The 11,439-nt window shown below is 64.1% G+C and carries 15 protein-coding genes and 3 tRNA genes; 3 read left to right on the top strand and 15 right to left on the bottom strand.

Going from position 1 to position 11,439, the window contains the following annotated elements; translation table 11 throughout:
• Window positions 1–3: 3 nt before the first annotated feature.
• The 3 genes from BI347_RS17505 to BI347_RS17495 are packed head-to-tail and all read right to left on the bottom strand — an operon-like array spanning window position 4 to window position 2,230.
• A complete protein-coding gene (locus tag BI347_RS17505; RefSeq protein WP_071112100.1) occupies window positions 4–774 on the bottom strand; it encodes an amino acid ABC transporter ATP-binding protein in 771 nt (256 codons plus the stop codon).
• Window positions 771–1,457: an amino acid ABC transporter permease gene (locus BI347_RS17500; protein ID WP_420837179.1), complete on the bottom strand. Its 687-nt coding sequence runs from the start codon at window positions 1,455–1,457 to the stop codon at window positions 771–773. The genes BI347_RS17505 and BI347_RS17500 overlap by 4 nt, the downstream gene beginning before the upstream one ends.
• Before the next feature lie 8 nt (window positions 1,458–1,465).
• Window positions 1,466–2,230: an amino acid ABC transporter substrate-binding protein gene (locus BI347_RS17495; protein WP_071112102.1), complete on the bottom strand. Its 765-nt coding sequence runs from the start codon at window positions 2,228–2,230 to the stop codon at window positions 1,466–1,468.
• A gap of 301 nt (window positions 2,231–2,531) precedes the next feature.
• Between BI347_RS17495 and BI347_RS17490 the strand changes: the two genes are divergently transcribed.
• The 3 genes from BI347_RS17490 (at window position 2,532) to BI347_RS17480 (ending at window position 2,775) form a co-directional block, all read left to right on the top strand.
• Window positions 2,532–2,607: transfer RNA gene (locus BI347_RS17490), tRNA-Ala, on the top strand.
• 8 nt (window positions 2,608–2,615) lie between these two features.
• A tRNA-Glu gene (locus tag BI347_RS17485) sits at window positions 2,616–2,691 on the top strand.
• Window positions 2,692–2,699: 8 nt separating this feature from the next.
• Window positions 2,700–2,775 (top strand) — tRNA-Ala (locus tag BI347_RS17480).
• A gap of 112 nt (window positions 2,776–2,887) precedes the next feature.
• On the opposite strand, the gene flgJ is transcribed toward BI347_RS17480, so the two are convergent.
• From flgJ to fliD, 12 genes are all read right to left on the bottom strand, one after another.
• On the bottom strand, window positions 2,888–3,598 hold the full coding sequence (gene flgJ, locus BI347_RS17475) for a flagellar assembly peptidoglycan hydrolase FlgJ (RefSeq protein WP_071112103.1): 711 nt from the start codon (window positions 3,596–3,598) through the stop codon (window positions 2,888–2,890).
• Entirely contained in the window at window positions 3,579–4,004 is a 426-nt protein-coding gene (gene flgN, locus BI347_RS17470; protein WP_071116581.1) for a flagellar export chaperone FlgN, read from the bottom strand. The genes flgJ and flgN overlap by 20 nt, the downstream gene beginning before the upstream one ends.
• On the bottom strand, window positions 4,004–4,261 hold the full coding sequence (gene flgM, locus BI347_RS17465; RefSeq protein ID WP_071112105.1) for a flagellar biosynthesis anti-sigma factor FlgM: 258 nt from the start codon (window positions 4,259–4,261) through the stop codon (window positions 4,004–4,006). Before flgM ends, flgN begins: the two co-directional genes overlap by 1 nt.
• A gap of 122 nt (window positions 4,262–4,383) precedes the next feature.
• A complete protein-coding gene (locus BI347_RS17460) occupies window positions 4,384–5,070 on the bottom strand; it encodes a Crp/Fnr family transcriptional regulator (protein ID WP_071112106.1) in 687 nt (228 codons plus the stop codon).
• Window positions 5,071–5,295: 225 nt separating this feature from the next.
• Entirely contained in the window at window positions 5,296–6,285 is a 990-nt protein-coding gene (locus BI347_RS17455; RefSeq protein ID WP_071116580.1) for a flagellar motor protein MotB, read from the bottom strand.
• 3 nt (window positions 6,286–6,288) lie between these two features.
• Window positions 6,289–7,155 carry a flagellar motor stator protein MotA gene (gene motA, locus BI347_RS17450; RefSeq protein ID WP_071112108.1) on the bottom strand — a complete coding sequence of 289 codons (867 nt, stop codon included), beginning with the start codon at window positions 7,153–7,155 and terminating at the stop codon, window positions 6,289–6,291.
• Between the two features lie 16 nt (window positions 7,156–7,171).
• Complete coding sequence (locus BI347_RS17445; protein ID WP_071116579.1) at window positions 7,172–7,864, bottom strand: RNA polymerase sigma factor FliA; 693 nt, start codon at window positions 7,862–7,864, stop codon at window positions 7,172–7,174.
• Window positions 7,865–7,868: 4 nt separating this feature from the next.
• The gene (locus tag BI347_RS17440) at window positions 7,869–8,306 is read right to left on the bottom strand and encodes a flagellar basal body-associated FliL family protein (RefSeq protein ID WP_071116578.1); all 438 of its coding nucleotides are present in this window, start codon (window positions 8,304–8,306) and stop codon (window positions 7,869–7,871) included.
• Window positions 8,307–8,329: 23 nt separating this feature from the next.
• Entirely contained in the window at window positions 8,330–9,325 is a 996-nt protein-coding gene (locus tag BI347_RS17435; RefSeq protein ID WP_083339014.1) for a flagellar hook-length control protein FliK, read from the bottom strand.
• The gene (locus BI347_RS17430) at window positions 9,322–9,609 is read right to left on the bottom strand and encodes a hypothetical protein (protein WP_071112112.1); all 288 of its coding nucleotides are present in this window, start codon (window positions 9,607–9,609) and stop codon (window positions 9,322–9,324) included. Before BI347_RS17430 ends, BI347_RS17435 begins: the two co-directional genes overlap by 4 nt.
• The gene (gene fliS, locus BI347_RS17425; protein WP_071112113.1) at window positions 9,596–9,988 is read right to left on the bottom strand and encodes a flagellar export chaperone FliS; all 393 of its coding nucleotides are present in this window, start codon (window positions 9,986–9,988) and stop codon (window positions 9,596–9,598) included. The genes BI347_RS17430 and fliS overlap by 14 nt, the downstream gene beginning before the upstream one ends.
• Window positions 9,989–10,010: 22 nt before the next feature.
• A complete protein-coding gene (gene fliD, locus BI347_RS17420) occupies window positions 10,011–11,360 on the bottom strand; it encodes a flagellar filament capping protein FliD (RefSeq protein WP_071112114.1) in 1,350 nt (449 codons plus the stop codon).
• Window positions 11,361–11,439 lie beyond the last annotated feature (79 nt).

Below are 11,439 nucleotides of genomic sequence, written 5' to 3'. Positions count from 1 at the left end.
GGCTCAGCCCCCCAGCGCGGCCTCGCGCGCGCCGGCGGTCAGCGTAGCCACGTACTCCGCCGTTCGCGCTTCGCGCGGCTGGCGGAAGATTTGCGCCGCGCCGCCGGCCTCGACGATGCGCCCCCGCTCGAGAAACACCACGTCGCGCGCCACGCTGGCCGCCAGCCTCAGGTCATGGGTGGCCATCAGCATGGTGACGCCTTCGGCGGCCAGTTGGCGCAGCACCGCCACCACCTCCGCCGCCAGCTCCGGATCCAGCGCCGAAGTCGGCTCGTCGCACAGCAGCAACTGCGGCGACGGCGCCAGCGCGCGGGCGATCGCCACCCGCTGCTGCTGGCCGCCGGACAAGGTCGCCGGCCAAGCCTGCGCCTTGTGCGCCATCCCCACCTTGTCCAGCAGCTCCAGCGCCCGCCGCTGCGCGCGCTCATGCGGCCAGCGCTGCACGGCGATCAAGCCTTCCATCACATTCTGCAGCGCCGTCTGGTGGGGAAACAGCTGGAAGCTCTGAAACACCATGCCGGTGATGCGTCGCACACGCAGAATGGCGTCGCGCGGCAGCTTCCTGCCCGCCTCGAAGCGCAAGGCCTCCCCAGCCAGCCTCAATTCGCCGGCATCCGGCACCTCCAGCAGATTGGCGCAGCGCAGCAACGTGCTCTTGCCGCTGCCGGACGGGCCGATCAGGGCGGTGACGCCGCCCTCGGCCAGTTCCAGGCTGACGCCGTCCAACACCGTCTGGCCGGCAAACGATTTAACGATATTGTCGAGTCTGATCATGCCGCCGTTCCCACTGCCGTCACATGCCGGTCAAAACGTTTTTCCAGCCGCTCCTGCAGCCAGGTGAGCACCGTGCTCAACAACAAATAGATCAAGGCGGTTTCCAGGTACAGCAGCAGCGGCTCGTAGGTGGTCGCCGCGATACGCTGCGCCGCCTGGAACATTTCCGGCACCGTCAGCACCGCCGCCAGCGACGTGTCCTTCACTAGCGAGATGAAGGAATTCGCCAGGGGCGGCACCGCCACCCGGCCCGCCTGCGGCAGGATCGTGCGGCGCATCGCTTGCTGCCAGCTCATCCCCAGCGAATACGCCGCCTCCCATTGCGCCTTGGGCACCGAGGAGATCGCTGCCCGTATCACTTCCGAGGTATACGCTCCCACGCTCAAAGTGAAACCGAGCAGAGCCGCGGGAAAGGGGTCGAACACGATCCCCACCCGCGGCAAGCCGTAGAAGATCACGAACAACTGCACCAGGAGCGGCGTACCGCGCACCAGCCAGGAATAGCCGCGCACCAGCAGCACCAGCGGACGCGGCCCGAACAGGCGGATCAAGGCCGCCGCCAGGCCTAGGGCCAGGCCGAAAGCGAAAGACAGCAGCGTAAGCGGCACGGTGAAGACAAAACCAGCGTACAGCAGGGATGGCAGCGAGTCCGCCATCAATTGCAACCACGGAGGCATGGCCATTCCTCAGCTCAGCGCGACACGTCGGCGCCGAAATACTTGTGCGAGAGCTTCAGATAGCTGCCGTCGGCCTTGATCGAGGCCAGCGCCTTGTCGATGGCCGCCTTCAACTCCGGATTGCCCTTGCGCAACAACACGCCGGAAGCATCGCCGTTAGCCTCGGTGGCCGCCACCTTCAGCCGCGACGCCGGCTGTTTCTTCTTGAAGTCGAGGAAGGACAGGCTATCGTTGATGGTGGTTTCCACCCGGCCCGACTCCAGCAGCGCGACCGACTCGTTGAAGCCCTGGGTGGGCACGACTTCGGCGCCATAGCGCTGCGCCAGCTTGCCGAAATTGCTGGTCAGGGTATTGGCCGACTTGCGGCCCTTCAGGTCCTCGAAACGTTTGATCTCGCGATTGTCGTCGCGCACGATCAGCACCGCCTTGGAGACGATATAGGGTTCGGAAAAATCGTACTTCTGCCTGCGCGCGTCGGTGATGGCCACCTCGTTGATCACCACGTCGTAGCGCTTCACATCCAGACCGGCGATCAGGCCGTCCCACTTGCCTTCCACGAATTGCGCCTTGACTCCCAGACGCTTGGCGATGGCTTGGCCAAGCTCCACATCGAAGCCCGTCAGCTCGCCGGAGGCATTGTGATAGGTAAACGGCGCATATGTGCCTTCGGTGCCTATCTTCAGCACCCCGGCCTTGCGGATATCGTCCAAGCCGCCGGCCTGCGCGGCCACAGTCAGCACGCTCAGGCCCAGCGCCAGGACTGCATTCAATTTTTTCATATCGTTCCCCATCGCATTTCGGTCGCTCCAGCCACCCCGGCCAAGCATTGCGTCACCTTAACAGCGACAAATTAGAACTTGAAGTAATAATATTTTAATTATTTATTCGATTTTTGGTATATAACTACCCCAAGCAACTGTGCTCGGCGCGCAAACACCACAGCCGACTAAGCAAAATGGGTCAATTTAGGAAATTTTAGAAATATTTCCCAGAAACGCTTGCACAGAGAAAAAGGCGCAGGTATAGTTCGCTTCCTGTCGAGACCAAACGGTCGCAGCGAAAGCAAATCGATGGATACGTGGGGGTATAGCTCAGCTGGGAGAGCGCTTGCATGGCATGCAAGAGGTCAGCGGTTCGATCCCGCTTATCTCCACCAACAATTTAGTCCCTATCGTCTAGAGGCCTAGGACACTGCCCTTTCACGGCGGCGACCGGGGTTCGAATCCCCGTGGGGACGCCAGCATTACCGGGGGTATAGCTCAGCTGGGAGAGCGCTTGCATGGCATGCAAGAGGTCAGCGGTTCGATCCCGCTTATCTCCACCAATAAAAAAGCCGAAATCTTTGGATTTCGGCTTTTTTCTTTTTTATATTTAAAAAATAAGCAAATAGAAAAATGGACGCCGTCGGCGTCCATTTTCAAACCCCATTGCCCGACTTACCGGCCAGCCTTGCGCAACTGCCCGACCAAGCCCACCAGCTTGCCCGCGTAGTCCGGATCGGTCGCATAGCCTCCGCGCGCCAAGCCATTGGCGAATGCCGCGACATCCGCACCGGCGCCCAATGCCGCGCGGTAACGCGGATTGGACACCAGCAAATCGGCGTAATCGGCAAAAGCGGCCCGGTAATCGGAATAGGCGCGGAACGGCTCCAGCCGCGACTGTCTCCTCCCGTCCAGATATTCCGTAGTCAAGGCTGGAGTCACTTCGCCGCGCCAGCGCGCATCGGCCTTGATGCCGAACAGATTGTGGCTGTCGCCGCCATCCGCGCGGCGCAGGGGCTTGCGCCCCCAGCCCGACTCCAGCGCCGCGTGGGCCAGCAGGATATCAGGCGTCACACCCAAGCGCTCGGCGGCCTCGCGGGCATACGGCGCCAATTCGGCGACAAAGGCCTGCTGGTCCCGCGACACCGCCGGCATCGCGAGCTGACCGGCACCCACCTGCTGCCGCACTCGCCAAGCCTCCGGCGAAAGCGTTGCCGACGACCCCGCATCACCATTCGCGATGAAGCGCTCCACTTCGCCGCGCACGGCGGCTAACTGTTCGGCGAAACCGGCGCCCGGCGCCGGCAGATCGAGCGGCAAAGCCACCGCGTCGGCGGACGCGGGCAAGGCCCCCACCCCCCAAGCCTCACTGCGCTGCGTAAACATCAGGCTCCCCCTCCAACACCCGCCGCAACAGCTGCCGGCGCTGCTGCAACAGCTGGCCATTGCGCAGATTGCGCTCGCGGCAATCGCCTATCAGGCCGCGCAAACGCAACCACAGCCCCTCGCCCTGTGCCTGCGCCTTTTCCGGCAGCCTGCCCAGCACCGCGTCCATTGACAACTCGGCCCCTTGCGGCAACAGCCGCTCCACCATGCTCAAACGCGCGCGGCGGCTCCGCTCCAGCCGCAGGCACAACGCGGCGATCTCGTCGGCGCACACGGCCAGGGCCTGAGCATCATGCGCCAACGCGGCGGCGAACTGCCGCTCCAGCAAATCCTGCAGACGCGGATAGTCGGCCAGATCGTTCGCCACCGTGGCGAACAAACGGCGCAAGTCCTGCTGCCTATCCATCAGCGTCCGCCGTGGTACTGCTCGATCAGGCCCGCCAGGCGCTGCGGATCAAAGCGCACTTCGCCGCGCGCCAACGCGGCGCGCACCGCGTCGACCTTGGCCTGGTCGATTTCCGGCATCGCCTGCAAGGTAGCGGCCAGCGGCGCTGAAGACGCCGCGCCGGCAGCCCGCGCCGGCGGCTCGGCCGCAACCTCGACGTCGGCCTTGGCGGCTGGCGCGTTATCGGCGCGCCTGGAGGAAAGAGAAGATATCTGCATCAGTCTGCCTACTGCGGTGGAATGGGGGTGATACCCATACAAGGCGACACCCGGGCGCCAAACTTAAATCCGTAAGCAAAACGGCCGCGCAGTCGATCGAAACCGCGCGGCCGGCCGCGGCGTCAGAAGTTTTCCGGCAGCATCTTCAGCACCACGATGCGGCGGTTTTCCATGCGGATATAGTGGCCGTAGATCAGCTCCTTCAGGATGCGCGCCACCATCTCGCGCGAGGAGCCGATCTGATCGGCGATTTCCTGTTGGGTCAGCTGCTTGCGCAGGATCAGCACCCCGTCCTGCTCAATCAGCATCTGATTGATCAGGATGCGCACCCGGCCGTAGACATCCAGCAAGGCCAGATTGCGCGCCAGCGTAGTCATGTGGCGCACCAGCGAAACCAGGTAGCACATGATGCTGCTGCGCACCTTGTCGCAGCCCGGCAGGCCGTCTTCGCTATCGAACAAGCGGCCGAGCATTTCACGCGAGAACATCAGCAACACGCTTTCTTCGTCCGCCACCGCGCTATTGCTGCGCTCGCCGCCATCCACAAAGGACTCCATGCCCAGCATGCCCCCGGGCATGGCCATCTGCAGCACATACTTCTTGCCGCAGCCATCGGCCACAAATACCTGCATGCAGCCCGCCAACAACAGGTAAACCGCATCCGAAGCGCCCCCCTCCATATACAAGGCCTCGCCCCTTGCCAGGCGGACCGTAGCGGAAGCCTCCAACGCCGCATCCAGGTCTTCATCCGTCAAATGCCCAAACAGCGGCGTCTGCCGCAACAACTGCGTAACTTGTTCTTGATTCATCTCGGTAACACGTCCCCGACTATCCGGCACCCCGAACCACAAACGGGCACTGCAATGCCTAAGTCATTATTTATTGTTCGCGATATGAGATCTGGCTCATACAGCGCACATTGTTATCAACGCCGGGTGAATTGTAAATAATTTGATTAAAATTTGTGTGAAAATCGCACAAAAAAAAGCCTTGCAACGCAAAGGCTTTTGTGTACGAACAATCTTAACAAAAATTCACTTGATACCGATGGTATTTTCTCTGAGTTTATGCAAGTCCTTCTCATTTGGTAGCGCGGACGCAACACCGGTCAGGCTGGTCTTGTCCTCGGCCGCCGAGCCGAACATGGCGACGACCGCCTGCGCCTGACCCGAAGTAAGGATCAAAAGCTCGATGCGGCGATTCACCGCGGCCAGCGGATGGTTCTTATCCAGCGGTGCCCGTTCCGCCATGCCCACCACCTGCAGCACCGAGCCGGCCGACAAGCCACCCTGCAGCATATGCATGCGCGCCGCCATCGCTCGGTTGCTGGACAAAGACCAGTTGGACAGGGCGGCGAAACCGCCGGCGCTGTGGTATTGCGCCGAGTCAGTATGGCCGACCAGCAGTATCTGATTGTCGATATCGCCCAGCATGGCGCCCATCTCTTGCAGCAATTGACGGAATCGCGGCTCGACGATGGCGCTGCCGCGCTCGAACATGCCCTGCTGATCGGTATCGTGCAAGGTCACGCGCAGGCCGTAGGGCGTGATAATGGTCTGCAGATTGCTGGACAGCCCCGCCTGCTCGCTCATCTTGGACAGCTGGGCGGCCAGCTTGCGCAGATCGGCTTCGCTGTCGTAACTGCGGCGCGGCATTTCCGGCGCTTCCTGGGTGGCGCGCTTGTCGCTGTCGCGCAGCGCCGACTTGCTGGCCACCTGGCTGCCGGCCGAGCCGGGAATCGGATCGCGCGGAATCAGGCTGCCGGGCGGATTGCCCATGTGGTCTATCTGCTTGCCGTTGCCCTGCATCAGCGGGCTGCCGCCAGAGGTGGTCAGCAGCTGGCGCAGGTTTTCCTGATCGCGCGCGGCCAGCACCCACAACACCAGAAACAGGCACATCAACGCCAGCACGAAGTCGGCGAACGCCACCTTCCATGCGCCGCCGTGCCCTTCTTCCTCGTGCCGGCGCGCCACGCGCTTGATCACCGCGCCGTCGTGCTCGTTTTTGCCCTTCAACCCGGCCACGGCTCAGCCCTGCCCTTCCAGCATGGTGATCCACGACTCCAACTGCGAGAAGCTGGGCTTGGTGTTGAGCTGCACCAGGCGACGACCGGCGTCGATGGCCAATAACGGCGGCTTGCCGGAGGCATGGGTGGTCAGCACCACCTTCACCGATTCGAAATTGGACAGCTCTTCCTTCACCAGCTGGCTCATCACATTCGAGATCGGGTCAAGCACGCCGTAGCAGAAAAAGATGCCGATGAAGGTGCCCACCATGGCGGCGGCCACGCTATTGGCGATCTCGCCGGCGCTGGCGCCCTGGCTGACGGTGTTCATCGCCATCACGATGCCCAGCACCGCCGCCAGGATGCCGAAGCCCGGCATCGCCTCGGCGATCTTGTGCAAGGATTTTGACGGCTGGTTCAGCTGTTCGTGGATGGCGTCCAGCTCCTGGTCCAGTACGCCCTCCAGCTCATGGGCGTTGATCTTGCCCATCGCCATCAGGCGAAAATTGTCGACGATGAAGGCCAGCAACTTGGGACTTTCCAGCACCAGCGGATAGCGGTTGAACAGCGGGCTCTGCCGCGGCGCCTCTACGTGCTGGTCCAAGGCCTTCAGGCCGCGGCTGGCGGTGATCAGCAGCTCGTACATCAACAGCAACTGCTGGCGCTGGAACTCCGCCCCTTGCTTCTTGCGCATCACCACGCGCTTGAGCTGGCCGCCCATCTCCTTAAGCACATGCGGCGGATTGCCCAGCACGATGGCGCCCAACGCGGCGCCGCAGATGATCAACAGCTCCACCGGCTGCCAGATCACCGACATCACGCCGCCATGCAGCATGAAGCCGCCGAATACACAAACCAGCACGATCAGGATGCCAAACAGTTGCTGCATGAGGTGTTTCCTTGCTTCAGGCCGCCATCAGGCAGGCCTGCATCTTTTTCAGGGCGCTCTTGTTGATCTGGCAGATGCGGGCCTCGGTAAGCTCCAGCACTGCGGCGATCTCCTTGAGACTCAGTTCAAACTCGTAATACAGCTGAATCACCTGCCGCTCGCGCTCGCTCAGCGCGGTCAGCGCGCGCGCCAGCTCGCTCTGGCGTTCCAGCCGCGCCTCCGGCGAGCCTTCCGCCGCCAGTTCCATCCCGGCGGCCACCAGCTCGTCGAAGCTGGACATCGCCTCGGCGTTTTCCGCCAGCAACGCCTCGCGGTAAGCGTCGGCGTCCAGCCCCAGCAGCGTCATCGCCTCCGCTTCGCTGGGCTCGCGCCTGAGCTTGCGGCGCAGCTCGCGCAGGCCGTCGCGCACCCGGTGCGCCTCCTGCCGCACCGAGCGCGGCCGCCAGTCCAGCCGCCGCAATTCGTCGAGAATGGCGCCGCGAATACGCAGCATGGCGAAGCCGGCGAAGCGCTCGTCCGGCTCGCCGCCGTAGCGGCGCAGGCAGTCCAGCAGCGCCATCAGGCCGATCTGCTCCATGTCTTCGCGGTCGAACACGCCGCCGGCCTGGCTGGACAGCTGGCGCGCCGCCCGCTTCACCAGCGGGGCGTACTGCGCCAGCAACCGGCCTTCGTCGGCGGCCTGCGGAGCGGAATAGCTTTCGGCGTACATCGGCTTATTCGATGATCAGCTTGCTGACCATCACTTCGCTGAACGGCTGCTCGCAGCCTTCGCGCGCAAAAGCGGCGCGGTAGGACTTGTCCAGCAGGCGCTGGTAGTCGTCTATGCCCAGCGCGTTGGCGCGCTCGCGCGACAGCTGCGACAAGGCCCGCACCGCCACGCTTTTCAGCAAAGGCAGCTGCTCCTTGACCTTGGCTTCGCCGTCCGGGCCGCTGCGGAACACCAGATCCACCGCCATATAGCTGGCATCGCCGCCGGCATCGCTTTTCAGCATCACGATGATCTTGTCCAGGCTGACAAAACGGTAATCCACCGGCTTGGGCTTGGCCGGCGCGGCATGGCCGGGCTGCTGGTAATACCACCAGCCGCCTGCCCCCGCGCCGCCCACCAGCGCCGCCACCACGACTGCCGCGATCAGGCTCTTGCTATTCATCTATTCGTTTCCTTGTCCGGCCTTCAGCCCTGATCCAGCTGGAAGGCTTCCGCCGTCTGCCAGCCCTGTTCGCGCAAGGCGCGGCCCGGATTCTGCTGCTGTTGCTCGCGGTTCTGCTTGCCGCCCTGGCCGTGGCCGGACGGCATGCCTTCCTTCACCTCCACCGCCACCTGGGTGTACTGGCGGCCGCCCAGATCCTGGCGCAGGCTATCGCCTATGGTCTGCAGCTGCTTCACCACCTCGCTGTGCGAAGCCGTCAGTTCCACCGTCAACGCGCCGGCCTGGTGGCGGATGGCGATCTCCAGCGTGCCCAGCGCCGGCGGGTCCAGGCGGATGGTGGCGCGCTCCTGGTTCTGGCTGGACAGCAGTTGCAGCCGTTCGCCCAGCGCCGCCTGCAGTTTGCCGCTCCAGCTGTCGGACTGGGCCGCCGGCAATTGCAGGCTGAAGGCTTCTGCGGGCTTGCCGCCATCGGCCTGATGAATGGCCGGCAAGGGCAAGGCCGCCAGCAGGCCAGCCTGCTGCGCATCCGCGCGCGGCGTCGGCAGATCCGCCGCCAGCGCGGCCAATGGTTTGGCGTCCGCCGGCGACAAAGATGCCGCGGCTGCGCGCGGGGCCGGGTCGGCCTGCGGCTGCAGCGCCTCCACCGGCAGCGCCTGGCGCGGCGTCAAGGGCAGCGACTGCCAGATCAGCGGCGGCTGCAGGGCCGGGCTGAGGACCGCCAGGTCGGCTTGCGCCAACCGGGCCTCGTCCTTTTTCCCTTCGTCGGGTTTGATGCCGTCATCCTGTGCAGCCAACGGCGGCGGCGCGATCAATTGCGCGGCATGCAGTTGCGGCGGAGCGGCCTCGGAAGCCGGCGGAACGGACACCGGTGGCTGCAAAGCCTGCAGCGCGCTGGCGAAATCCTGCGCCGGTACTCTGGCCGGCTGGCTCGGATCGTCGATATCCAAGGCCTGGCCGATGGCATCGTCGGCCATCCCCGGCAGGGCGTTGCTGGTTTGCGGCGGGGCCACTCTGCTCATGCTTGTTCCCATTCACTGAATTGCGCGTAGGCCATCTGGCCTTCGCGCTGTTGGCCCATCGAGGAAAGTCTGTGCCGCAAGCCGTCCAGCTCAGCCTGGCTGCGGCCAAGCGCCGCGCGGTAGGCTTCGGCCAGCGCCTGGCGCTGGCCGTCGTCCAAGGCAAGGCCCGGCTCGGCCAGCCGCTGGCGCAATGCCTGGTCCAGCTGCGCCAGCCGCTGCCAGTCGCCCTGCCCGGCGGCGGCGGCGATCGCCTGCAGCCAGGCGTCGACCTCAAGCCGGGACATGCTGGTCCCGCACGCCTATCCAGCCGCCCCTGAGCTTCGCCAGCAGCGCCTCCGCCTCGTCCAGCGCCGCCACGTCCAGCTCCACGCTGGCCTGGTACAGCCGGTGCGCGCAGTAGTCGTACAGCCGCGCCAGATTCACCACCACCTCGCCGCCGTTGTCGAAATCCAGCGCGCTGGACAGGCCGTTGAGGATGTTGATGCACTTGCTGATGCTCTCGCCCTTCTGTTCGAAGCGCTGGTGCTGCATGTGGCCGCGCGCGCGGGCGATCTCCTCCAGCAGGCCGTCGAACAGCACCAGCACCAGATCCACCTGGCTGGCGGAATGGGTCTGGGCTTCCAGGTTCACCGCGTGGTAGCTGCGATAGGCTTCGTAATCCACGATCTCAATCCTGCTTTCTTGCTCAGTTGAAACCCAGCATGCCCAGCGTCTGGTTCATCTGGGTCTGCATGTTCTGCAACTGGGTGAATTGGGCCAGGTAGCGCTGGTAGGTCTGCTGATACTGCTGCTGCAGCGCGTCCTGGCGGCGGTTCAGATCCTGCTGGGTGCGGTCGGCGCTGTCCTTGCGCTGCTTGAGCAGGCCGCTGCTGTAGTTCAGCCACTTGTCGAGATAGTCGCCGCTTTGCTTGAGCGCGCCGTTCTGGCTGGTGCCGTTGAAGTAGCGGTCCAATGCGTCCGGGGTGTTCTTCAGCGTGTCGCCCAGCTTCTTGCTGTCCAGCGCCAGGCTGCCGTCGCGGCTGGCGCTGATGCCTAGTTGTCCCAGCGTGATGCCGTCGAAGGACTGGCGCAGGATGGAGTTGAGCTGGCTTTTCAGGCTGCGGATGCTGGAATCGTCGGCGAAGGGACCGGCGGTGGCACCGTTGATGCCCGGCTGGGACAAGTCGCCGATGGCCTTGTAGATCTTGTTGTAGCTATCGACGAAGGACTGCACGTTGGCAGTAGTGTCGTTGTCGCTGCGGCTCACCGCCAGTTGCAGAGGCGCGTCGCCGTCCTTCATCGCCTTGTTCACGGTGAAGCTGACGCCGTCGATATTGTCGAAAGTGTTGGAGGCTTGCTGCATGCGCACGCCGCTGGTCTTGCCACCCAGCCACACCACGGCATCCTGCGCCTGGGTCAGCTGCTTGGACGAGGACAGGCCGTTCTTCAGGCCAGCGTCGCTCACCTGGGACAGGTCCAGCGAAATGGCGCCGCTCTGGCCGGTCTTGCCGGAGGACAGCACCAACTGGCTGACGCCGTTGTTGTTCAGCACCATCGCGTTGACCTTGCCGGCGTTGCCGCTGGAGCGGTTGATCGCCAGCGCCAGCTCGCTGGGCGACAGCTTGCCGTCGCCGTCGCGGTCGGCGCCGGCCATCGACACGTCGAAAGTGTCGCCGCCCGCCAGCTTGACGGTGAACTTGTCGCCGGCCTGCGCGGTGGCGCCGGACAGGTCGCCCATCGCCAATTGCTGGGCGCTCGCCAGTTGCTCGACGAACAAGCTGTAGTTGCCGGGCTGGGCATTGCCCTTGGCGCTGACGGTGGCCGCGCCGTCCGGACTGGCGGTGGCGTTCATCGCCACCAGGCTCTTCTTGCCGGTCAGCGTGCTCAGGCTGGTCTTGTAATCCTGCAGCGCCTTTTGCAGCTGGTTCAGCGCGTCGCTGCGCGCCTTGGCCGCCTTGGTCTGGTTGTCAAGCTGGGTCTGCATATTGCCCAGGCTGGTTTTGGCCAGATTGTCCGCCCAGGTACTGGGCGGCATCGCGTTGAAGTCTATCGCCATCGCTATTCCTTTCGTCGGCTAACGGTATTCACCATTCAATGGCGACCGCGCGCGGCCATCGCTGAAACATCGTGAATAT

The organism is Chromobacterium sphagni, from assembly GCF_001855575.1.
GTDB lineage: Bacteria > Pseudomonadota > Gammaproteobacteria > Burkholderiales > Chromobacteriaceae > Chromobacterium > Chromobacterium sphagni.
Note: the sequence above shows the minus strand (reverse complement) of the source record. Positions and strands in the feature narration are given on the sequence as shown.

Excerpts from the sequence above, each read along its gene's own strand:
- BI347_RS17505 (WP_071112100.1), bottom strand. The coding sequence starts at position 774 with ATGATCAGACTCGACAATATCGTTAAATCGTTTGCCGGCCAGACGGTG.
- BI347_RS17500 (WP_420837179.1), bottom strand. The coding sequence starts at position 1,457 with ATGGCCATGCCTCCGTGGTTGCAATTGATGGCGGACTCGCTGCCATCC.
- BI347_RS17495 (WP_071112102.1), bottom strand. The coding sequence starts at position 2,230 with ATGAAAAAATTGAATGCAGTCCTGGCGCTGGGCCTGAGCGTGCTGACT.
- flgJ (WP_071112103.1), bottom strand. The coding sequence starts at position 3,598 with ATGTTTACGCAGCGCAGTGAGGCTTGGGGGGTGGGGGCCTTGCCCGCG.
- flgN (WP_071116581.1), bottom strand. The coding sequence starts at position 4,004 with ATGGATAGGCAGCAGGACTTGCGCCGTTTGTTCGCCACGGTGGCGAAC.
- flgM (WP_071112105.1), bottom strand. The coding sequence starts at position 4,261 with ATGCAGATATCTTCTCTTTCCTCCAGGCGCGCCGATAACGCGCCAGCC.
- BI347_RS17460 (WP_071112106.1), bottom strand. The coding sequence starts at position 5,070 with ATGAATCAAGAACAAGTTACGCAGTTGTTGCGGCAGACGCCGCTGTTT.
- motA (WP_071112108.1), bottom strand. The coding sequence starts at position 7,155 with ATGCAGCAACTGTTTGGCATCCTGATCGTGCTGGTTTGTGTATTCGGC.
- BI347_RS17445 (WP_071116579.1), bottom strand. The coding sequence starts at position 7,864 with ATGTACGCCGAAAGCTATTCCGCTCCGCAGGCCGCCGACGAAGGCCGG.
- BI347_RS17440 (WP_071116578.1), bottom strand. The coding sequence starts at position 8,306 with ATGAATAGCAAGAGCCTGATCGCGGCAGTCGTGGTGGCGGCGCTGGTG.
- BI347_RS17435 (WP_083339014.1), bottom strand. The coding sequence starts at position 9,325 with ATGAGCAGAGTGGCCCCGCCGCAAACCAGCAACGCCCTGCCGGGGATG.
- BI347_RS17430 (WP_071112112.1), bottom strand. The coding sequence starts at position 9,609 with ATGTCCCGGCTTGAGGTCGACGCCTGGCTGCAGGCGATCGCCGCCGCC.
- fliD (WP_071112114.1), bottom strand. The coding sequence starts at position 11,360 with ATGGCGATAGACTTCAACGCGATGCCGCCCAGTACCTGGGCGGACAAT.